This is a genomic window from Anaerophaga thermohalophila DSM 12881, from assembly GCF_000191885.1.
Taxonomy (GTDB): domain Bacteria; phylum Bacteroidota; class Bacteroidia; order Bacteroidales; family Marinilabiliaceae; genus Anaerophaga; species Anaerophaga thermohalophila.
The window spans coordinates 1-21,246 of record NZ_AEWI01000047.1 but is presented as its reverse complement, the minus strand read 5'-3'; the positions used below and the strand labels follow the sequence as shown (position 1 = coordinate 21,246).

The 21,246-nt window shown below is 43.4% G+C and carries 19 protein-coding genes; 8 read left to right on the top strand and 11 right to left on the bottom strand.

Going from position 1 to position 21,246, the window contains the following annotated elements; all coding sequences use genetic code 11:
* Positions 1 to 274 precede the first annotated feature (274 nt).
* The 7 genes from scpA to ispG all read right to left on the bottom strand — a co-directional run bounded on the left by scpA (position 275) and on the right by ispG (position 8,427).
* Positions 275 to 2,428 (bottom strand): methylmalonyl-CoA mutase, encoded by a 2,154-nt coding sequence (gene scpA / locus ATH1_RS0113050; protein ID WP_010422562.1) that lies wholly within the window; start codon positions 2,426 to 2,428, stop codon positions 275 to 277.
* 45 nt (positions 2,429 to 2,473) lie between these two features.
* A complete protein-coding gene (locus ATH1_RS0113045) occupies positions 2,474 to 2,860 on the bottom strand; it encodes a GxxExxY protein (protein WP_010422560.1) in 387 nt (128 codons plus the stop codon).
* 40 nt (positions 2,861 to 2,900) lie between these two features.
* Complete coding sequence (gene mutA / locus ATH1_RS0113040; RefSeq protein WP_010422558.1) at positions 2,901 to 4,763, bottom strand: methylmalonyl-CoA mutase small subunit; 1,863 nt, start codon at positions 4,761 to 4,763, stop codon at positions 2,901 to 2,903.
* 50 nt (positions 4,764 to 4,813) lie between these two features.
* Entirely contained in the window at positions 4,814 to 4,969 is a 156-nt protein-coding gene (locus ATH1_RS21470; protein ID WP_010422556.1) for a hypothetical protein, read from the bottom strand.
* A gap of 20 nt (positions 4,970 to 4,989) precedes the next feature.
* Positions 4,990 to 5,433 (bottom strand): DMT family transporter, encoded by a 444-nt coding sequence (locus ATH1_RS0113030; protein ID WP_010422554.1) that lies wholly within the window; start codon positions 5,431 to 5,433, stop codon positions 4,990 to 4,992.
* 59 nt (positions 5,434 to 5,492) lie between these two features.
* Positions 5,493 to 6,308: a hypothetical protein gene (locus tag ATH1_RS0113025; protein WP_245531795.1), complete on the bottom strand. Its 816-nt coding sequence runs from the start codon at positions 6,306 to 6,308 to the stop codon at positions 5,493 to 5,495.
* Between the two features lie 238 nt (positions 6,309 to 6,546).
* Entirely contained in the window at positions 6,547 to 8,427 is a 1,881-nt protein-coding gene (gene ispG / locus ATH1_RS0113015) for a (E)-4-hydroxy-3-methylbut-2-enyl-diphosphate synthase (protein ID WP_010422549.1), read from the bottom strand.
* Between the two features lie 376 nt (positions 8,428 to 8,803).
* On the opposite strand from ispG, the gene gldA reads away from it, so the two are divergent.
* Positions 8,804 to 9,709 (top strand): gliding motility-associated ABC transporter ATP-binding subunit GldA, encoded by a 906-nt coding sequence (gldA, locus tag ATH1_RS0113010; RefSeq protein ID WP_010422547.1) that lies wholly within the window; start codon positions 8,804 to 8,806, stop codon positions 9,707 to 9,709.
* 1 nt (position 9,710) lies between these two features.
* On the opposite strand, the gene pdxH is transcribed toward gldA, so the two are convergent.
* The gene (pdxH, locus tag ATH1_RS0113005) at positions 9,711 to 10,355 is read right to left on the bottom strand and encodes a pyridoxamine 5'-phosphate oxidase (protein ID WP_010422544.1); all 645 of its coding nucleotides are present in this window, start codon (positions 10,353 to 10,355) and stop codon (positions 9,711 to 9,713) included.
* Between the two features lie 24 nt (positions 10,356 to 10,379).
* Positions 10,380 to 10,892: a 5-(carboxyamino)imidazole ribonucleotide mutase gene (gene purE, locus ATH1_RS0113000; RefSeq protein ID WP_010422542.1), complete on the bottom strand. Its 513-nt coding sequence runs from the start codon at positions 10,890 to 10,892 to the stop codon at positions 10,380 to 10,382.
* Positions 10,893 to 11,320: 428 nt separating this feature from the next.
* Between purE and hpt the strand changes: the two genes are divergently transcribed.
* The 5 genes from hpt to ATH1_RS0112975 all read left to right on the top strand — a co-directional run bounded on the left by hpt (position 11,321) and on the right by ATH1_RS0112975 (position 15,188).
* Positions 11,321 to 11,857: a hypoxanthine phosphoribosyltransferase gene (gene hpt, locus ATH1_RS0112995; RefSeq protein WP_010422539.1), complete on the top strand. Its 537-nt coding sequence runs from the start codon at positions 11,321 to 11,323 to the stop codon at positions 11,855 to 11,857.
* Between the two features lie 489 nt (positions 11,858 to 12,346).
* Complete coding sequence (locus tag ATH1_RS0112990) at positions 12,347 to 12,919, top strand: adenylate kinase (protein ID WP_010422537.1); 573 nt, start codon at positions 12,347 to 12,349, stop codon at positions 12,917 to 12,919.
* A 7-nt stretch (positions 12,920 to 12,926) separates the two neighbouring features.
* Positions 12,927 to 13,928, top strand: a complete 1,002-nt coding sequence (gene obgE, locus ATH1_RS0112985; protein WP_010422536.1) for a GTPase ObgE — start codon at positions 12,927 to 12,929, stop codon at positions 13,926 to 13,928.
* Positions 13,929 to 14,145: 217 nt separating this feature from the next.
* The gene (locus tag ATH1_RS0112980) at positions 14,146 to 14,937 is read left to right on the top strand and encodes a UDP-2,3-diacylglucosamine diphosphatase (protein ID WP_010422534.1); all 792 of its coding nucleotides are present in this window, start codon (positions 14,146 to 14,148) and stop codon (positions 14,935 to 14,937) included.
* Complete coding sequence (locus tag ATH1_RS0112975) at positions 14,934 to 15,188, top strand: beta-ketoacyl-[acyl-carrier-protein] synthase family protein (RefSeq protein WP_010422533.1); 255 nt, start codon at positions 14,934 to 14,936, stop codon at positions 15,186 to 15,188. Before ATH1_RS0112980 ends, ATH1_RS0112975 begins: the two co-directional genes overlap by 4 nt.
* A gap of 15 nt (positions 15,189 to 15,203) precedes the next feature.
* Here the strand turns inward: ATH1_RS0112975 and ATH1_RS0112970 are convergent, their stop codons facing one another.
* Together ATH1_RS0112970 and ATH1_RS0112965 are read right to left on the bottom strand one after the other, a co-directional pair.
* Positions 15,204 to 15,905 carry a 2-C-methyl-D-erythritol 4-phosphate cytidylyltransferase gene (locus tag ATH1_RS0112970; RefSeq protein ID WP_010422532.1) on the bottom strand — a complete coding sequence of 234 codons (702 nt, stop codon included), beginning with the start codon at positions 15,903 to 15,905 and terminating at the stop codon, positions 15,204 to 15,206.
* 197 nt (positions 15,906 to 16,102) lie between these two features.
* Positions 16,103 to 17,641, bottom strand: a complete 1,539-nt coding sequence (locus ATH1_RS0112965; protein ID WP_010422530.1) for a YifB family Mg chelatase-like AAA ATPase — start codon at positions 17,639 to 17,641, stop codon at positions 16,103 to 16,105.
* 814 nt (positions 17,642 to 18,455) lie between these two features.
* On the opposite strand from ATH1_RS0112965, the gene ATH1_RS0112960 reads away from it, so the two are divergent.
* Both ATH1_RS0112960 and ATH1_RS0112955 read left to right on the top strand, forming a co-directional pair.
* A complete protein-coding gene (locus ATH1_RS0112960; protein ID WP_010422529.1) occupies positions 18,456 to 19,139 on the top strand; it encodes a hypothetical protein in 684 nt (227 codons plus the stop codon).
* A 53-nt stretch (positions 19,140 to 19,192) separates the two neighbouring features.
* On the top strand, positions 19,193 to 20,389 hold the full coding sequence (locus ATH1_RS0112955) for an ISAzo13 family transposase (RefSeq protein WP_029164118.1): 1,197 nt from the start codon (positions 19,193 to 19,195) through the stop codon (positions 20,387 to 20,389).
* Positions 20,390 to 21,246: the final 857 nt, after the last annotated feature.

The following is a 21,246-nucleotide window of genomic DNA, read 5'->3' as shown; positions in this document are numbered from 1 at the left end:
GGTTTACATGCATGTAACAGGCTATAATTATTGGAGCCCTTCAGGCTGCCTGTCGCTTGCCATCAGAAACTTAACGCGAAGGAATGATGTTCTTCAACAGATTAATCCGGGAGCAATTGACCCTGAAGGTGGTCGAATATTTATAGAAAATTGAGATAATGATAAACGCCGACCCCGAAGGTGGTCGTACTCTTCTGCGTCACCGCGGTCATTAACTAAAAAACCCCCACCGGAAAACGGCAGGGGTCTGTAAAGGCATCATTAGTAACAAAGTCTACTCTTCGTAACTGTGAAGTAATAATTTAAGGATTTCAATGGCCGCACGTGGAACCGACGATCCGGGCCCAAAAATACCTAACACTCCGCAATCGTAAAGGAACTTATAGTCCTGGTGTGGAATAACACCACCGACAATTACCATAATATCTTCACGGCCGAGTTTTTTCAGCTCTTCAATTACCTGAGGAACCAGCGTTTTATGACCGGCTGCCAGGGAAGAAACACCCAGTACATGTACGTCGTTCTCTACAGCCTGACGGGCAGCTTCGGCCGGTGTCTGGAACAGCGGGCCCATATCCACGTCGAACCCGATGTCGGCATATCCCGTGGCCACTACTTTGGCGCCACGGTCGTGGCCGTCCTGTCCCATTTTGGCAATCATAATACGGGGCTGACGTCCTTCTTTCTCTGCAAACTCTTTGGCCAGTGCACGGGCTTGTTCAAACTCGCTGTCGTTTCCGGCTTCCGATAAATAAACTCCGTTAATAGATCGTATCACAGCTTTATATCTTCCAACTACTTTTTCACAAGCATAAGAAATTTCTCCCAAAGATGCACGTTTTTTTGCTGCCTCTACCGCCAGTTCCAAAAGGTTACCTTTCCCGGTTTCAACAGCTTTTGTAATGGCCTCGAGAGCGGCCTGAACTTCTTCTTCGTTGCGTTCGGCACGCAGTTTTTTGAGGCGCTCGATCTGAGAATTCCGTACAGCCGTATTGTCAATTTCCAGAATATCGATGGGGTCTTCTTTGTCGAGACGGTAACGGTTGGTTCCGACAATGACCTGTTTCCCACTGTCAATTTTGGCCTGTGTGCGTGCAGCAGCCTCTTCGATACGCATTTTTGGAAGACCGGTTTCGATGGCTTTAGCCATTCCGCCCATTTCTTCAATCTCCTGGATGTGGGCCCATGCCTTTTCGGCCAGTTCCCTGGTAAGAGATTCTACATAGTAGGAGCCGGCCCATGGATCGACCTCTTTGGTGATCTGGGTCTCTTCCTGAATGTATATCTGAGTGTTACGTGCAATACGGGCCGAAAAATCGGTAGGCAAAGCGATGGCCTCGTCCAGTGCGTTGGTATGCAACGACTGGGTATGTCCCAGCGCAGCTGCCATGGCTTCGATACAGGTACGTCCCACATTGTTAAAAGGGTCTTGTTCCTGCAGCGACCATCCCGAGGTTTGCGAGTGTGTGCGTAGCGCCATCGATTTGGGATTTTTGGGGTTGAACTGCTTCACAATTTTAGCCCAGAGCATTCGTGCAGCACGCATTTTGGCTATTTCCATGAAGTGGTTCATCCCGATGGCCCAGAAGAAAGACAGCCGTGGGGCAAAAGCATCAATATTCAACCCCGACTGAACCCCTGTACGCAGGTATTCAAGTCCGTCGGCAAGCGTGTATCCAAGTTCCAGGTCGGCAGTAGCTCCGGCTTCCTGCATGTGATATCCCGAAATGGAAATGCTGTTAAATTTAGGCATCTTTTGAGAAGTATATTCGAAGATATCAGCAATGATCCGCATTGAGAAGTCGGGTGGATAGATGTAAGTGTTCCGCACCATAAACTCCTTCAGGATGTCGTTCTGAATGGTACCGCTCAATTCTTCGAGCTTTGCCCCTTGTTCAAGTCCGGCAACAATGTAAAATGCCATGATGGGTAAAACGGCACCGTTCATGGTCATTGAAACCGACATCTTGTTCAGGGGAATGCCATCGAAGAGTACCTTCATGTCGAGAACTGAGTCGATGGCCACACCGGCTTTTCCAACATCCCCTACCACGCGCTCGTGGTCCGAGTCGTATCCGCGGTGCGTTGGCAGGTCGAAAGCGACAGAAAGACCTTTCTGTCCGGCCGCGAGGTTACGACGATAGAAGGCGTTGGACTCCTCGGCGGTCGAGAATCCGGCATACTGACGGATGGTCCAGGGGCGCATGGCATACATGGCCGAATAAGGCCCGCGAAGGTAGGGTGGGAGTCCGGCCGCATAATTCAGATGCTCCATGCCTTCCAGGTCTTCTTTTGAATAAACGGGCTTCACCGGAATCTGCTCCGGGGTTATCCAATCTTTTTTGATGGAATGTTGTTGCTCCCAGGCTTTGACATCGAATGAAAGCCGGTCGCTTTTGTAATCTATTTGTGAAAAATCTGGTCTCATAATAGCTATTTTTTAACGCAGAGGCGCTAAGACGCTGAGTTTATTTCAGAGATTATTGACTTTGCGGTAAATACCTTTGTGCAATACCGGAACATTGAAATTGATCAGCAATCCAAGTTTTTTGTTGGCAAGCTTCAGGTATGTAACCAATTGTACTTCATGTACAGGGTGTACCTCTTCAACAGCTTTCAGTTCAACAATCACTTCTTTTTCAACCAACAAGTCAAGAATGAAATCCTTGTTTAAAGGCTCGTTTTTATAGATTAATGGCAAATGTACCTGCTCTTCTACCAGTAAACCCTTATTTCGCAGTTCGTGAGCAAGACAGGCGCCATAAACAGACTCCAGTAATCCCGGTCCAAGTTCTTTGTGAACCTCGATGGCTCCACCTATAATCTGCGAAGATATTTTATTTAAGGCGTCCTTTGTCATCTCTCTTATAAAAACTTTGCGTCACTGCGTCTTTGCGTTTTTATTGTATGTTCAACATTTTATTAAACTCTTGCAACGTTTCCAGCAAGTTGGAACGTATGTTGATGAAGTGCTCAATTCCTTGTGCTTTTAGGTCGTCAGCACAGGCAGGGGCACCTGCCACCACAAAGACAGCTTCGCCGTTGAGTGCTTTGAACGCAGCCGGGGCGGCTTCGGCATATTCATCATCCGAAGAGCAGAGTACCACGATATCGGCTTTGGCTTTTCTGGCAGCTTCCACACCTTCTTCTACCGTATCGAAGCCGAGGTTGTCGATGATTTCGTAGCCGGCACACCCGAAGAAGTTTCCTGAAAACTGAGAGCGGGCCAGTCGCATGGCCAGGTTTCCGTAAGTCAGCATAAATACTTTGGGTCGTTTGGCTGCTTTTTCGGTGGCCAGTCGAAGTGCTTCGAATTCTTCGGCACCGCGATACAACGGGATGGGTTCAATTTCCGTTCCTTCTTCGGAGTCGGTAAATGTACGTTCTTCACTGATTTCTGAAGAGACCGACTCCAGGTTGTTGGGATACTGATTGGTGCCGACCAGTATCTCTTTACGGCGGGCGAGGTCTTTCTTCCGTTTTCCGGAAGTTTCCTTAACATGCGTCTGAATGACACCCTCTTTTAATGCCTCGGTATAACCGTCTTTGTTTTCCACCTCGAGGAACAATTTCCAGGCTTCGTTGGCGATGCTGTCTGTCAGATTTTCTATATAGTAGCTTCCGGCAGATGGATCAACAATCATGCTGAAATAAGCCTCCTCCTTCAGCAGCAATTGTTGATTACGTGCAATCCTTTCGCTAAAAGCATTTGGCTGACGGAATACCAGATCGAACGGTGCTACGGTGAGTGAATCGGTTCCGCCAATAGTCGCGCTCATGGCTTCGGTCTGTGTACGAAGCATGTTTACATAAGGATCGTAAATGGTTTTGTTCCATTCCGATGTTTCGCAATGGGTATGCATTTTGGTCACCTCTTTATCCGAGGGGTTGTATGCATCGACGATTTTGGCCCAAAGCAGGCGTCCTGCACGCAACTTGGCAATCTCCATGAAATAGTTGCCGCCAATACCAAAATTGAACCGGATACTTCGGGCAGCATCGTCGACATTGATGCCGCGTTTGGTGAGCTGAGCCATGTATTCGTTGGCCATAGCAAGGCCAAAACCCAGTTCCTGAACAATGGATGCGCCGGCGTTGTTAAAATGTTTGGCATTGACCGTCAGGGGTTGAAACAGCTCCATCTCTTTGCCCTCTTTTACCAGCTCGGCCGAATTGTCCAGTAGCTCTTCGAGGGGGGCGCAGGTCTTACCGGTAATGGTAAGATTTCCCAAGGGATCAAAATTCAAAGACCCTTTTACTTCTTTTAAATTGGCATTTTTTTCATGGAGCCACTCTTTCAGCAGAGAGAGGAGTTTCTGATTGCCATGTGAGGATGAAAAGTTCAGTTCTGCTGCTTCAGGCACTATCTCTTTCAGGAGGGCCTCAATGTTTTCTTTGGTGATCAGCTCTTCATTCCCGAAAAAGAAGCCCAGTGAATCAACCCCTTTGTTAAGCACATCCAGGGCCTTTCGGTTGGCTTCCTTCACATCTTTCACCACAATATCCTGGCGAACCAGCCATTTGTTGTGGGTTTTGGTGCCACGAACAAAAGGATATTCTCCCGGAAGCGTGTCAAGATATTCAAGTCCCTTCAAATCCTCTTCCCTGTAAAAGGGGCGGACTTTAAATCCTTCATTGGTTTTCCAAACGAGCTTCTTTTCGAAATCGGCTCCTTTGAGATCCGCTGTTATCTTTTCCATCCATTCCTCTGTGGAAACAGGTGGAAACTCATTAAACAACGGTTGATTTGATTTATTTGCCATAATGTAACTATTTATTTAGTGCGCGTTAACAGGCCGCAAAATTAACGAAATTATTCCGGATTGAGAATAAAGGCTTTGTGTTTGTGAATGTTGTTGAGCAGGTGTATTACTGTCGCAACTCCGCAATGATCCGATAACGCCATCGGTTTCAATCCGCCTTCCTCAAAAGTCTGGTAAGTGACCGATGAATCGGGGATGAGGTTCATGTTGCTGAAGATATTTTATCTTATCGTTGTATTAAGAAGATTCCAAGTAAAAGCATGATGATGCCTGCAATTCTGCTGAGCGAAACAGGATGAACAGTCACGTTAAAGAGTCCGTGATGGTCGATTATGGAAGCCACGATTAATTGTCCCGCGATAGAGGCTGCCAGCATGTTTGTGACGCCAATCTTCGGGATAAGCAGTACGACCGATGTCACGAATATTGCCCCGATGGCTCCTCCAAGAAACAAGTACCAGGGGACTGATTTCATTTCGGCGATGGATGGGAGCGAAGTTCGTAAAATAATGTTAAGAAAGATAAGGATAACCGTTCCAACCAGAAAATTGGTGAGGGATGCCTGTAAAGGGTGTCTCAAAAAAGAAGAAAGCTGGGCATTAATACTTCCCTGAACAGATAGAAAACCACCGATCAATAATGCAGCTAAGATAAAAACATACTTGGTCATGCGTCCGGTCTTTAATAGTGCATGCGCAAGTTACAACCAAGACTTCATATCCACAAATATCACTTTTTTAAAAAATACGACATCCGGTTATCGTAATTAAGATAGTATTCCCCTTTTTCCAGACCTTCAACGTTGACCGTATCGTTGTATCCTTTGAATACTATCTGTCCGTAGATATCATAGATTTCGTAGAGAGTCGGCCTGGAAAAAACAAGCTGCTTCTCGACCTTTTGGGATACGAGCTCCACTTCGGGAATATCATTGTTTACCACTACTTCGGGAGAAAGTTTGCGTTTGTTGTCAGAGCCTGCCTGGCGCACCCTGAAGCGGTTTTCGCCTGAATGGAGTCTTACCGGAAATTCATATTCATGTTTTCCGGGAACGCCTTTACCCATTACTTCGCCAACCTGTATCCATTTGTTCCAGCGGTACTGTTCCACAACATAGGGGAGTGCTCCGATTTCACCCGTTGTTTTCCATTTAAGATAATTCCCTTCAACAGCAATGTCAATGGTTTCGAATGATGCTTTTGGTGCGACAACTTCAGGATTTAAAACGACGGGTTCACAATCTTCTTTATATTTGATAACGATGTGAATTGGAGAACCTATGGGCAATTGATATACCGAAAGGTCTATTTCAAAGGAGCTGGAGTTAATTTCATCGGTAGTCGTCATTCCGTTTACCATTACCTCAAATACGCAAAATCCCACACCTGAATCGGCATAAGGATTCCGGACATACAAATTGTCCCCCCGGTAAGTGCCTTGCAATTCGATTTCTCCGGCAAAGCTGAATACAGGAGCGAAACAAAAAACAGTAAGTAGTAGTATGCGGAACAATTTCATAAGACCCGGAATGAATAATTTGATCAACAGAACGTCATATTTGGTGCTTGTATGTAAATTCGCAAAAAAATTTAAAACGCCTTGATTTTGACAAAAATATGTCTTTTTATACCACACTTATCAATGAGCCTGCTTCTCCTAACATCTTTCAGCAGGGCACACAGAAACGCAATTTAAACATTATAAACACCAACTGCAAAGAGTGAACAAATTCAATATGCATATTTTACATGTTTGTATTCTATTTTTTGACAAACAGCTGTTTTTATTCAACGGGCTCATTCCAATCTCCAAACGATTTTATTAAGTCAATAAGGGTTTCAACTGCTTCTTCCTCGGGTACATTTTTCTTGATCAGCTGCCTGTTGTGGAATAGTGATATTTTGCCGGGCCCGGCACCTACATATCCGTAATCGGCATCGGCCATTTCTCCTATGCCGTTTACAATGCATCCCATTACCGCGATCTTGAGTCCTTTCAGATGACTGGTTTCTTTTCTTATTTTTTCGGTTGTTTTTTGTAATTCGAAAAGAGTACGCCCGCAACCCGGGCATGAAATAAATTCGGTTTTGGAGAAACGAACTCTTGATGCCTGAAGTATGCCGAAAGATGTATTCACAACATCCCCAATGCGGATAAAGGGAGCATTCAGGCATATTCCGTCGCCATATCCGTCAAGGAAAAGAGCCCCTTTATCGGCGGCAGCCTTGAGCTGAAAATCTTCTGACATTTTATCCTCGTAATGACCATGGATGATGACGGGGTGTTTGAGACCGGCGTTTTGCATAGTCATAAAAAATGCTCTTTGTTCGGCGGTTGAATTGACATTCCCCGACCTCAGAATTAGTATTACATCCTTTTTTTCACGAAGCCGGTTAATATTTCTTTCCGTCAGTTCGGGATAGGTTATCTCAACAAATGCGATACCTTGAAACAAGTGCCAGTCATCATGAATCCGGAAAAGAGGGAAAACACCGTTTCTCTTCTCTTCTTCATAGTATTTGTATTCCACTAATTGCAGAGCGCCCGAAAGGTTTTTATGTGGCAGATTCAGTTGTGCAGGATTGCAAATGATCAGCTCGGGGGGTTCGGAAAAGTTGATTTCCCGATCGTCAGTATTTCTGATATCTGCAACCACGGCAACAGGGTTTTCGCCTCCGATGTGCAGCACGGGTTCACTTACACGTTTCACATACGACAAAGGGCTGTAGTGTTGCGGATTGGTTCCCCGGATAGGCGCGTGACCTGTTTTCTGCACCACGTAACGAACCAGCTTTTGAGCCACCGGAATTTCATTTTCGGGAGGTTCGGTGAGCGATACACGGATGGTATCACCAATGCCGTCGATTAAGAGGGCGCCGATACCCACGGCCGATTTCAGGCGCCCGTCCTCCCCGCTGCCCGCTTCGGTAACCCCCAGGTGCAACGGGAAATACATGTGCTCGTTTTGCATTCGTTGCACCAACAATCTTACGGCATGAACCATTATTCTTGTATTGCTCGCTTTAACGCTCAAAACGATATTCTCAAAATTTTCCTCTTTGCATATTCGCAAATATTCCATGCACGATTCCACCATTCCTTCGGGGGTATCTCCGTATTTCGACATGATCCGGTCGGAAAGGCTTCCATGATTGACTCCGATTCGTATTGCTGTATTGTGTTTTTTACAATGATGAAGAAAAGGAACCAGTTTCTCCCTTATCTGTTGCATGCCAGCTTTGTCTTCCGGGCTTCCGGTCTCAATTTGGCGGAACTTTTTGGCCCCACCGGTGAAGTTTCCCGGATTAATGCGTACTTTCTCAACTATTTCGGCGGCTGTTTCGGCGGCTGAAGGATTGAAATGGACATCGGCAACCAGGGGGATATCATATCCCGCAGATTGCAAAGCTTCTTTTATGTTTTTCAGATTTAACGCTTCACGTCGGCCTTGTGTGGTAATACGGACCAGTTCTCCCCCGGCGTCCGCAATTCTCTTTGTCTGTTCTGAAGTCTCCCTTGTATTGAGTGTATTAGTGGTCGTCATCGACTGAATTCGTATCGGCGAATCCCCTCCGATGGTGATATTCCCTGCTTTAACCGGAACCGTTTTATTACGCAGATATTGGAAGAATGAGTTGCAGTAATGGTATTGTTCGTTTTGCATGTGTATAATATTTAGCGTCTGTCCATAAAGTGCCATTTACTGTTCCGCCGCTTGCTTGCAGAATTTGGGTATATAAAAATCTAAAACGCCCGCTCAAAATTAATAACTTTGCATAATTGCGTCAGCATTTTCAGATAACATTGGAAAATATTTATGAGTGCAGTATAAAAAGCATATTTTTGTCAAAATCCAGGATTTTTAATTTTTTGTATCGAAGTTAACTTGTTGTTAATGAGTATGTAATAATTTAAAACAACAACGAGTTTGGCAACAAAGATGCTTTTTAGACCGGGCTCATTTATCCAAAAAAACACGAATATCAGGAGCTAACACACTAATGGGACTCGTTTATTTTTAATAAGAAATACAAGCAAAAATGTCGATAACTGTTTCAGGAATAACCAGGTATTACGGGACGCAGAAAGCGCTTGATAATGTGAGTTTTGAAATACCTTCAGGGCAGATTGTCGGCTTTCTGGGCCCAAATGGTGCCGGAAAGTCAACCATGATGAAGATCATTACGGGATTTCTTCCCCCAACCGAAGGGGTTGTCAACGTATGTGGCCTAAACATTAATGGCAATAACCTCGAGGCACGTCGAAAAACAGGGTACCTGCCCGAGAATAATCCGCTGTACCTGGATATGTATGTTACCGAATATTTGTTGTTCGTAGCTGAAATTTATAAATTGGATAACAAGAGAAAGCGGGTTGAAGAGATTATCGAAACAACCGGTTTGAGTCCCGAGCGACACAAGAAAACAGGAGCATTATCGAAGGGATATCGTCAGCGCGTGGGGCTTGCCCAGGCTTTGCTTCCCGACCCTGAGGTTCTGATACTGGATGAACCAACCACGGGACTCGATCCCAACCAGATTGTGGAAGTAAGGAATCTGATTGTCAAACTGGGAGAACAAAAAACGGTTCTTCTTTCTACTCATATTATGCAGGAGGTTCAGGCCATTTGCGAAAGGGTCATCATCATCAACAAGGGTGTTCTTGTGGCCGATGAATCGGCTGAACATCTGGAACAGGGCATACAAAGGAGTACTGCCAATATTTTTATTGAGTTTGACAAGCCGGCTGCCCCCGAAAAAATTAATGCCATAGCTGGTGTCGTCGGGGTTGTCCCCAAAGGAAACGGTTGGCTGGTGACAGCAAAAGCCGGAAAAGATATCCGGCCAGATCTTTTCAGGTTTGCCGTAGAAAATGATCTGATCATCCTTACACTCACAGTAGAGCGCGAATCTCTTGAAGAAGTGTTTCAATCATTAACCATCTGAATTAAGGAGCCAATCGTGAGATATCCCAGACATTATTGCTGTTCAGTGAATATTCAAACCGGTCGTGCATCCGGTGGGGGCGGCCCTGCCAAAACTCAACTCTGTGGGGTACCAACAGGTATCCGCCCCAGTGCGGAGGGCGTGTAACCTTTTTGTTCTCAAACTTGAGTGTAAGTTCTTCAAAGAGATTTTCCAGCATCTCCCTGCTGGTCACTCTTTCGCTCTGAGGAGATGCCCATGCCCCGATCTGACTGTCACGCGGGCGGTTGTTGAAATATTCGTCGGATTCATGTGCTGGAAGCTTTTCTACCAGGCCTTCAAGTCTGACCTGCCGTTCTAATGACGGCCAGAAAAAAACCGCCGAAGCCTTGGGATTTTCCTGAAAATGCGCTCCTTTCCGGCTCAGATAATTAGTGAAAAAAGTTATTCCCCGATCCGTGATGCCTTTCATCAGAACAACTCTTTGCGATGGTTGTCCTGTCACATCCACGCTGGCCAGGGACATGGCTGTTGGTTCTGCTTGGCCTGTTTCCAGCGCTTCGTCCAGCCATTTTCTAAGCTGTAATAATGGTAATGGCTTCAGATGGTCCCTGGTAAGCGCGTGACGGTTGTAATCGTTTCGTATGTCAGCGAATTTGCTTTTCAAAACGGATTGTTTTAAGAACAGACTCTAATTGGTTTTAAAATCAAATTTTACAGACGCCAGATCCTGGTTGGCCTTTTCTATTTTTGAGGCAAGATTGTTCTTGTAACCGGCCACTTTTTTGTACACTTCTTCATCGCCGGTAGCGAGAATTTGGGCAGCCAGAATGCCTGCATTTTGCGCTCCGTCGAGTCCTACAGTGGCGACAGGAATGCCGGGAGGCATCTGCAAAATTGAAAGAATAGAGTCCCATCCGTCGATAGAAATGGATGCTTTTATGGGTACACCGATAACAGGCACCGGAGTGAGTGCAGCAATAACTCCCGGTAAATGGGCTGCACCCCCTGCACCTGCTATTATGACACGAATGCCACGGTCATAAGCCTCACGGGCAAATTTCATCACCCTGTCGGGAGTTCTGTGTGCCGAGAGGGCATTAATTTCGAACGGAATCTGAAAATCATTCAGTACTTTGGCAGCTTTTTCCATGATGACCAGATCGGAAGTACTGCCCATAATGATACTTACTTTCGGTTGCATAATGTATGGTGATTTTTGGTTGATACTTTATTACATTGCAAAACTAAGAACATTATTTATCTCTCTCTGTTCAAAATTTTATATTTTTGCAAACTTAACCTGCTTTATTCAGGTATTTTCTGTTACGATACAACCAAAGGGAGAGCATAAGCTCCTCTTCAAATTTAATTTGAAAATAGTTCACTATTTCCTGCTTTAAATTTGTTCCCGGTTGCTTTATTATTGGATATTTGATTATTTCATGACATGACAAAAATTGTTATAAAATTGTTAGATTGTTAGGATTGTTAGCTAATGTAATAAAACTTATAATATTCTAATAACTAATAACTAATAACTAACAACTAACAACTAACACATTAACAACTTTAACAATCCTAACAGCCGTAACAATTCGCCGGACATAATATACTATAAAACATCTCCCGATGAAGCGCATCCGACTTTTAGACAAAGAATTTGCCCTTTCCATTCCCGCCAGCGATATTATAAAAGCCATTTGGGAAATGGCCATAAAAATGAACAGTGAGCTGCGCGATAAAAATCCTTTGATGATCTGTATCCTGAACGGGTCTTTCATGTTTTCAGCCGATTTGATGAAACTGATCGATTTTCCTTGCGAAATCAGCTTTGTTAAAATTTCTTCTTATCAGGGCATGGGAAGTACCGGAGAAGTGAAACAACTCATCGGGCTCAATGAAGAAATTGAAGGACGTACGGTTGTCCTTCTCGAAGATATTGTCGATACAGGGGTGACCATTGAAAAACTGGTGGATCAACTTGCCGCTCAGAATCCAAAGGAGGTTAAAGTGGCCACCCTCCTGTTCAAACCCGAAGCCTGTAAAAGGAAATTGAATCTTGATTATGTAGGAATGGAGATTCCGAATGATTTTATTGTGGGATACGGACTCGATTATGACGGTTATGGAAGAAACCTTCCGGACATTTATACTGTTATTGATTAAACCTGATCTATTCGTAAATGAGTAGTGTGGCATAAGAACATATTTTTGTCAAAATCCAGACATTTTAAATTTTATACGGACGAAAACGGGGCATGGTAAGGTTTGCAATAAGAAGTATGTATAAACACCATTTATCCACTAATTATCTAGGAAACTAAAAACAGGGAACAGATTCTTCGTCGTTACCTCCTCAGAATGACATTAGACAGTTTGTCATTTTGAGCGGAGCGAAGAATCTTATATCAATTAAAGCATAATAAGTTGCATTATTCCAATAACTTAGACTAATTTTATACGGATGAAACGAGCATGACGAAAATTGTTATAAAATTGTTAGGACTGTTAGATTGTTAGATTGTTGGGATTATTAGCTAATGTAATAAATCTTATAATATGCTAACAAATAACACATTAATAACTTTAACAATTCTAACAGCCGTAACAATTTATTAAATGTAAGATGAATAAATCAGGTAAAAATCTTTTGTTATGGTGAATATTGTTATTTTCGGACCTCCCGGCTCAGGGAAAGGAACACAAAGCGAAAAAATGATTGAGAAATACGGGTTTGCCCATATCTCAACCGGTGATATTCTGCGCAACGAAATAAAAGCGGAAACCGATCTTGGAAAAACAGCTAAATCGTTTATCGATAAGGGTGAGTTGGTTCCGGATGATACGATTATCGGCATGCTCGAGAAAAAGCTGGAATCTCTTCAGAATGTTGACGGTGTCATCTTTGACGGGTTCCCGCGCACCGTGGAACAGGCCAAAGCTCTGAAAAAGATGCTTCAGAAAAGAGGCGGGGAGGTAAATGTGATGCTTAACCTTGAGGTTAAGCGGCAGGAGCTCATCGACCGGCTGGTGAAAAGAGGGCAGGTTTCCGGGCGTTCCGACGATAATCCGGAAACCATAGAAAAGCGCATCAACGTTTATGAAGAGCAAACCGCTCCGGTGATTGATTTCTATAAAAAAGAAGGAACCTACCGTCCCATTTCCGGTGAAGGAGAGATAGATGATATTTTTGGACGGATTTGTGAAGTTATTGACTCTGTAAAATAAACCGCTCATGTCGGGATCAAACTTTGTAGATTATGTGAAAATATATTGCCGTTCCGGCAGAGGAGGGGCCGGGTCTCGTCATTTGCGGCGCGAAAAGTTTGTAGCCAAGGGTGGGCCCGATGGTGGTGACGGAGGACGCGGCGGACATGTAATAGTACGTGGTAACCGTAATACGTGGACATTACTTCATCTGAAGTATCAGCGGCATATTTTTGCCGGACATGGTGTGTCCGGGGGAAAACAAACCTCAACCGGTGCCGCCGGAAAAGATGCTTACATTGAAGTACCTCTGGGAACTGTCGCTAAAAATGCTGAGACCGGTGAAGTGTTGTTCGAAATCACCGAACACGATGAGGAGCGTATCCTGGTACGCGGGGGCAAAGGCGGACTGGGAAATGTTCATTTTAAATCGGCAACCAATCAGACACCCCGTTATGCTCAACCCGGCGAGCCCGAGTCGGAAATGTCTGTCATACTCGAACTGAAAGTGCTGGCAGATGTGGGCCTGGTTGGATTTCCCAATGCCGGAAAATCTACACTTCTGTCGGTAATGAGTGCTGCCAGGCCCGAGATCGCCAACTATCCTTTCACAACACTTGTTCCAAACCTGGGAATTGTCCAATACAGGGAACATCGTTCTTTCGTTATGGCTGATATTCCGGGCATTATTGAAGGAGCACATGAGGGGAAAGGCCTTGGCTTGCGGTTCCTTCGTCATATAGAACGAAATTCTGTTTTGCTCTTCATGGTTCCGGCCGACAGCAAAGATATCGGACAGGAATATAAAATTCTTCTGGATGAGCTGAGGCAGTACAACCCTGAATTACTTGATAAAAAGCGATTACTTGCAATCACCAAGTCCGATTTGATAGATGATGAGTTGCAGTACGAAATAGAACAGGAATTGCCCGATGTGCCCTGGGTGTTTATCTCTTCAGTCACCCAAAAGGGGCTTTCGGAACTTAAAGATATGCTTTGGAAAGAATTGGGAAATGCCAGCCTGGCTTGACTTTTTATACCGCACTCATAATTGCATTTGAATGCCGGTTTTGGCTTGGTTTGTTGGCTGTTGCAAAGTCCGGTTTAGTGCTCTGTCCCGGTTGAATATTTGATCATTATATTCTGTTGCTTAATAAGTCGCTACAACTCTTTCTGCTTTTTGGTGAATCAAATTTAAAAGAGATATCTTTGTCCGCTGAAAATAAAAAAAAACGGAAAATCCGGTTTTGGAGCAGAAAAAGAAAATATACTTTGCTTCCGATGTGCATTTGGGAGCACCAAACATCAGTAACCATCGCGAACATGAAAAGCGGTTTGTTGCATGGCTCGACAGTATCAAAAACGATGCAAGTGAGGTTTATCTCATGGGTGATATTTTTGATTTCTGGTTCGAGTATCGCCATGTCATTCCCCGAGGCTATGCACGTTTTATTGGAAAGCTCTGTGAACTGACAGATGGCGGAATTTCCGTTCATTTCTTTACCGGGAATCACGACATTTGGGTATTTGATTATTTGCCGCAGGAGACGGGCGTAATAGTGCACAAAGAGCCTTACATAGCTACCCTTTATGGGAAAAAATTCTTTCTTGCTCATGGAGATGGTCTTACCCCCGATGAAAAAGCTTATAAACGCTTAAAAGCAGTATTTACAAACAAAACAGCACAATGGCTGTTTCGGTGGGTACATCCCGACCTCGGCGTTTCTATGGCACGTTTTTGGTCCCGAAAAAGTCGTGAGAATAATCAGGATTCTGAAAAAGCTACCTTCCAGGGCGAAGAAGGGGAGTGGCTGATACAATTTTCCAAAAAGAAACTTAAGCAGGAACATTTTGATTTCTTTATTTATGGACACCGCCATGTGGCCATAGATTTTCCTGTCGGCACAAACAGCCGTGTTTGTTATCTGGGCGACTGGGTTAAGTTATACACCTATGCTGTTTGGGATGGAGAAACTTTTGAGTTAAAGCAGTGGCCTGTGATATCACCTTCGGGGGCTCTGGATGAAAACAGACCATGATACAAGCCAATTACCGCCTTAAGTCTGGGGATGATAAAAGTAGTGCTTTGGGAACAGATGCTGACACCCTTAGTCGTGCTATGGACCCTCACGACTGCGATTCCGTGATAGTTGCCGATGGTGTCGGAGCTGTAATGCTTGAGACTGTGGAAAGCGATAAACCTGTCGGGATGATGAAACATGTGACACGTACCGATACGGAAGGCCATCTTAACCTCTGGCAAGGGGAGACCTTTTCAACAAAGAGCTGAATCACGTACCGAAATTTAATGCGGTTTGTGTTTTTCAGCAATGCCTGATAAAACAGCCTCGGCTATTATCAAATCGAAAGGCGAAGTGATCTTGATATTTTCAGGATTTCCATCTACGAGGGTGATGTTGTATCCGGCTGCTTCGACCACCGAGGCATCGTCTGTAAATTCGTTGCTAAAGGGTAATTCATAAGCGTTGCGGATGATGGCAGTTCTGAAAACCTGTGGTGTTTGAACTGTTCTGTAATTGCTGCGTATCACCCGACGGCTTTTTGCACCATCTTCATCAATTTCCCGGAGCGACTCCACGACTTCCATAACAGGTATGGCAGCACCATTTCCCAAGGCTGCACGAAAGCAACGCTCAATGGTTTCCCTGCTTGCAAAAGGACGGACACCGTCATGTACGGCGACCAGATCAGCATTGCCAATGTGCTTCAGACCGTTTTTGACACTGTGATACCTCGTTTCGCCACCCGCCGCCAGTTGGTATTCAATGGTGAAATTATAATCCCGGCAAAGCGCTTTCCAATAATCAAACTGGTCATCAGGCAAAACCACGACAACTCTGATATCCGGATACCTTCTGGTAAATGATTCGATGGTATGCATTAAGATGGGCCTTCCGCCAATCGCAATAAACTGTTTGGGAATGTCTTTCCCCATTCTGAGGCCACGACCTCCGGCAACAATGATGACTGATTTCTTCAGGGACATTTTTATTTGGTTTTCTGATGCATCCTAAATTCCTGGAAGCAAACGACCGCTTGCTTCCGGAAATTCGGGTACAATACTCCGCTAAACATTGCTAATAGCTAATAGTTTGACAGTGCATTTCTCAAATTTTCAAATCGTGCGTTACCGCTTATTGTTCAGCGCTGAGCAAAGAAACAAAAAAATTAGTATCATCCGTATCATCCGGCCCATCCCGAGCGGTCTAAACTGCGGTACTGTACCGCTTCGGCTACGTGATGCGCTTCAATGTTTTCGCATCCTTCAAGGTCGGCAATGGTTCGCGATACCTTTAATATCCGGTCGTATGCCCTGGCCGACAGGTCGAGTTTTTCCATGGCATTTTTAAGGATGGCTTGTCCGCTCGGGTCAGGCGTTGCATATTTGGTCAGCAGGCGCGTATTCATTTGCGCGTTGCAATGTACGTTTTTTGTTTTCCTGAACCGTTCCGACTGAATTGCTCTTGCTTTGATAACGCGTTCCCGCACTGTGTTGCTGGTTTCAGCGGGTTTTTGGGCAGCAAGTTTATCAAAAGGAACCGGTACTACTTCTATGTGAATATCAATCCGGTCGAGCAAAGGGCCGGAAATTCGGCTCAGATATTTTTGAACAACACCCGGGCTGCAGACGCAGGTTTTTTCGGGATGGTTGTAGTAGCCACAGGGACATGGATTCATGCTGGCTACCATCATGAAGCTGGCAGGATAATCAATGGTAAAACGCGCCCTTGAGATAGATATGGTGCGGTCTTCCAGCGGCTGTCGCATCACCTCGAGAACGCTGCGTTTAAATTCAGGCAGCTCGTCGAGAAATAAAACCCCGTTATGGGCAAGAGAAATCTCCCCGGGTTGAGGATAAGAACCTCCGCCGACCAGGGCTACGTCCGACACCGAATGATGTGGTGACCTGAAAGGCCTTCGTGTCAGCAGAGAAATATGACCATTCAGTTTCCCGGCCACTGAATGGATTTTTGTGGTTTCCAGCGCTTCATCGAGGGTAAGAGGTGGCAAAATAGTGGGAAGGCGTTTGGCCAGCATGGACTTTCCCGATCCGGGCGGCCCGATCATTATTACATTATGGCCGCCTGCTGCTGCTATCTCCAGGGCCCGTTTCACGCTGTCCTGACCTTTAACATCAGCAAAATCAAATTCACTGCACGCCTGTTCTTTCAGAAACTCTGCATCGGTGTCCACTACCACCGGTTCAATTTCTTTTCGGCCGGTCAGAAAATCCACTACCTCCCGGAACGATTCCACCCCGTAAATATTCAGTCCTTTTACTACAGCAGCTTCACGGGCATTGGCTTTGGGAACAATAAATCCTTTGAAGCCATCGGCTTTGGCCTGCAACGCAATCGGCAGAGCTCCTTTAATGGGATGAATTGAACCGTCGAGGGATAGTTCTCCCATCATCATGAAATCGCTGATACGAGATGAGGTGATTTGTTCATCGGCAGCCAACACACCAACGGCAATGGGCAGGTCGTAAGCAGAACCCTCCTTTCGGGTATCGGCAGGAGCCATGTTTACAACAATACGTTTTCCGGGCCATTTATGGCCGGTCTCTTTGAACACTGATTCAATGCGTTGTTGGCTCTCTTTGACAGCATTGTCGGGAAGCCCGACCAGAAAAAATCTTATGCCGCGTGTAACATTGACTTCGATGGTAATGGTAATGGCATCAATACCGGTAACAGCAGCTCCAAAAGTTTTAACAAGCATGGGTTGAGTTTTTTGCAAGGCAAGTTAAACAAAAAATTTTAACTAATAAAAATTATTAGTTCGGCTGGTAATTTCCAATCATGCCTGTCCGGACTTTTATCAAAACCGGCGGATGTTAAAATATAAACTGTTGAAATTCAGCAATAAAATCTTTGGAAATTATCATATTTAGCAAAACCTTTTTTTCAGAAGTCTGACTTTGCCTGGCTTGAATCCGGGGTTCTTGTCCATTCTTTTCCGGCTTTTTGCACCGTTAGCGGTATCTCATTTATGATATAATCTAACCGGGTATAAATGAATGAGGCAAACCCTTATCAAAGAGACTTTTATAGCTTTGTCGAGCGCATAAGATTCTTGTTTTATTTTTTTGAAATTTGCTGCTTCAAAAACAGGAATCTTTGGACTTTTTTGTTATTTAGTTTGTTCGGGCAGTTGTGACAATTAATATATTTTTGTAGTTTCATGGCTGAATTAGAAAAGAGTGAACGGATATGGCCGTTTTTACTGTGTGCGTATCGACCGTTTTTTCATTGGCAATGTTGGTATTAACTTTAATGGGGCATACTCCATTACCGAAGAATGCGGACTATTAAAAAGCATAACAAATGAAACGAGCATGACAAAGATTGCCTTAATAGATTATCAGATTTTTAGATATCAGATTTAAGATGAAACGAGCATGGCAAGGTTTGCCACATAAGAACATGTATAAAACTCAATCATGCGAGTTCCATCAGACCTTAATAAATCAATTATATACGGATGAATAGCCCTTGTATTGATATGTTGCGGCTGTTTATAAAAACCAAACTTTATGAACAAGAGAATTCTTTTATTAGTGTTGGCTCTTCTGACGGCCTCGTTAACCTATGCTATTAGTATTGGTGGAAATAAATATCTTGAGGGAAAAATTCTTCTTGAAGATGGAAGTGTTATGGAAGGCTTTGTAAAAGTCCCAAATATTCCTCGTAAGAATAACATTTCATTTAAAACAGAGAAGAAAGCTAAAGCCCAAACTATTGATAGTGAATTAATCGCTTCCATTTTGGTTAAAACGAAAACAAATAAAATTTATCGGTTTGATAATTTAAAAGTAGATGTGAGACGAAAAGCTGATGAGCCCAACATTTCTAATCGTAAGTTTTTTTTGATGGTTATGACCGAGGGTTACGCTACTTTATATTTGGCTGCCAATGGGTATAAAACGCATAAGTCCGGAAACATATTGGTTGAGGCAACTTATCAACAAGGGACGTTACCTACGTATAACTATTACATCAGAAAGAGAGGGGAACAAGTGGCAACTATATTCACTCAAACAAGTAATTCAGGAACTATGTTTGGGCTTAATAAAATGCTTATAAAAAGGTCTGAAATGCTTTTGGCAGATGATCCTGAATTAGTTGAACGTATAAAAAGTAAGGAATTCAAGCACGTTGATGTTATTGAATTAATAAATATTTACAATAAAGATATGGAGAGTCTTAATAATAATTAGTAAATGTTACGAAATAAATTGACGGTTTGATATTTATTTTCTATCTTTACGTAATGGAAGAGGATAATAAATTACTTGAGAAACTTGATGTGATTTTACCAATTTTAAACGAGCAGCAAAAACGAATATACTTAGCTGCTGAATCAAAATACCTTGGCCGTGGCGGAAAGACCAGGATTGAAAAACTGGCTGGTGTTTCGCATAACACGATAAATAAAGGGATAAAAGAAATAGACTCGGGAAATCCAATTGGATTAGATCACCAATTAAGGAAAAAAGGGGGAGGAAGGAAAAGAAAAATCACAGAAGAGGTTTGGTCTTATATTGAACGGTTTATAGAACCGTATACCCGAGGAGAGCCCCAATCCCCGCTTCAATGGGTCAGTAAGAGCCTTAGAAATATTGAGGCTGAGCTGAAAAAGCAAGGATTGGACATTAGTTATAGAATTGTAGGGGAATCTTTAAAAGAGAAGGGTTTTAGTTTGCAAGCCAACAGGAAAACCTTTGAGGGTAAAGGGCATAAAGATAGAAATGCGCAGTTTGAGTTTATTAATCGGCGGGTTGAATGTTACTTTTCTGAACAACAGCCGGTAATATCTGTAGATGCAAAGAAAAGAGAGTTAATCGGGAATTATAAAAACAATGGTACGGAATGGCAACCAAAGGGTTTCCCGGAAGAAGTGAATGCCTATGATTTTTTGACAGATGCAGAAGGGGTGGCAATACCTTATGGAATTTATGACCTCAAGAAAAATAACGGCTGGGTAAACATTGGAATAACAAAAGATACTGCTGAATTTGCAGTTCAAAGCATAAAGAATTGGTGGTACAATATGGGAATATATTATCATAACAAGGCCACCTCCCTACTTATTACAGCAGATGGGGGCGGCAGTAACAGCTCAAAAGGCAAGCTTTGGAAATATGAATTGCAAAATTTATCAAATGAATTAGGAATGGCAATTGAAGTTGTACATTTTCCGCCTGGTACTAGTAAATGGAACAAGATAGAGCACAGGCTTTTTTCATATATTTCAAAAAACTGGAGAGGAAGGCCATTGGTGAGTTATGAGGTTATTGTTCAATTAATTGGGGCGACGCAAATAGCAAAAGGTTTAAAAGTTGACTGCGAATTAGATAGCACGGAATACAGAACAGGAATAAAAATTAAGGAAAACAAAATGGAAGAGATAAACCTTATACCTAACTCATTTCACGGTGAATGGAATTATAGTATTCTACCTCAATAACGGTCATTTTATTTCGTAACGAATCCTTAGGCTTTGGCAGACAGGTATAACTGCTGCTACCGAGGCCTGTGTTGAGCGAAGTTGAAGCATGGACGATATGGTAAAAATGTTTGGTAAATTTCATGCTTAATAACTGTAAATAATTTTTCCGGCCAGACAACATGTCCGCTTGAGCGGATTTACTTTCAACCCATTTTTTCTGCTATGTCACAAAAATACGACAAATCTACTTCACGGACAAAAACTTCTATACTACAAATGGTTATAAACTGAACTTTTTACCACGTCATTGCGAGGAGGAACGACGAAGCAATCTGTTTTAATATCAAGAGATTGCTTCATTTCATTCGCAATGACGAATAAGAAATAAAAGCTCAGATTATGCCCGCTCACAGTATAATTTGTTGATATTTAAAATTAGGGTCAGGAGTTCTGAACATTGGTTTTTTATGTAAAATTATCTTTTCTTTTTCATGGCTTGTCGTACCGACAACATGCCTGCCTGACGGCAGTCAGGTCGGCGCTAGCTGGGTTACAAATTCGGTAATGAAAGAAGGCGGAGGTTTCTTATATTTTACTTTATTCATTTGGTGGTGGCATTGGCGGATTTTCTGCTGGAATATTACTATAAAAATCCCTATTGTTATAGATTAGCGACAATAACAGGTTAAAAACATTCTTTTTATCCTGATAATGTTGTATTAGTTCAGAATAAATAGGCCAAGTTGTGGATTTTTTTAAGATAACCCCCAATTGAGGTGTGACAAAATAATAATTTGCATTGTCAATTGAAGGTTCTAAACTAACAAAGGGAATGTAAATTTAACTCTGTCCGGTTGCATTTTCAGTAAATCAAA

Coding starts and splice junctions, on each gene's coding strand:
- scpA (WP_010422562.1), bottom strand. CDS start 2,428: ATGAGACCAGATTTTTCACAAATAGATTACAAAAGCGACCGGCTTTCA.
- ATH1_RS0113045 (WP_010422560.1), bottom strand. CDS start 2,860: ATGACAAAGGACGCCTTAAATAAAATATCTTCGCAGATTATAGGTGGA.
- mutA (WP_010422558.1), bottom strand. CDS start 4,763: ATGGCAAATAAATCAAATCAACCGTTGTTTAATGAGTTTCCACCTGTT.
- ATH1_RS21470 (WP_010422556.1), bottom strand. CDS start 4,969: ATGAACCTCATCCCCGATTCATCGGTCACTTACCAGACTTTTGAGGAA.
- ATH1_RS0113030 (WP_010422554.1), bottom strand. CDS start 5,433: ATGACCAAGTATGTTTTTATCTTAGCTGCATTATTGATCGGTGGTTTT.
- ispG (WP_010422549.1), bottom strand. CDS start 8,427: ATGCAAAACGAACAATACCATTACTGCAACTCATTCTTCCAATATCTG.
- gldA (WP_010422547.1), top strand. CDS start 8,804: ATGTCGATAACTGTTTCAGGAATAACCAGGTATTACGGGACGCAGAAA.
- purE (WP_010422542.1), bottom strand. CDS start 10,892: ATGCAACCGAAAGTAAGTATCATTATGGGCAGTACTTCCGATCTGGTC.
- hpt (WP_010422539.1), top strand. CDS start 11,321: ATGAAGCGCATCCGACTTTTAGACAAAGAATTTGCCCTTTCCATTCCC.
- ATH1_RS0112990 (WP_010422537.1), top strand. CDS start 12,347: ATGGTGAATATTGTTATTTTCGGACCTCCCGGCTCAGGGAAAGGAACA.
- obgE (WP_010422536.1), top strand. CDS start 12,927: ATGTCGGGATCAAACTTTGTAGATTATGTGAAAATATATTGCCGTTCC.
- ATH1_RS0112975 (WP_010422533.1), top strand. CDS start 14,934: ATGATACAAGCCAATTACCGCCTTAAGTCTGGGGATGATAAAAGTAGT.
- ATH1_RS0112970 (WP_010422532.1), bottom strand. CDS start 15,905: ATGTCCCTGAAGAAATCAGTCATCATTGTTGCCGGAGGTCGTGGCCTC.
- ATH1_RS0112965 (WP_010422530.1), bottom strand. CDS start 17,641: ATGCTTGTTAAAACTTTTGGAGCTGCTGTTACCGGTATTGATGCCATT.
- ATH1_RS0112960 (WP_010422529.1), top strand. CDS start 18,456: ATGAACAAGAGAATTCTTTTATTAGTGTTGGCTCTTCTGACGGCCTCG.
- ATH1_RS0112955 (WP_029164118.1), top strand. CDS start 19,193: ATGGAAGAGGATAATAAATTACTTGAGAAACTTGATGTGATTTTACCA.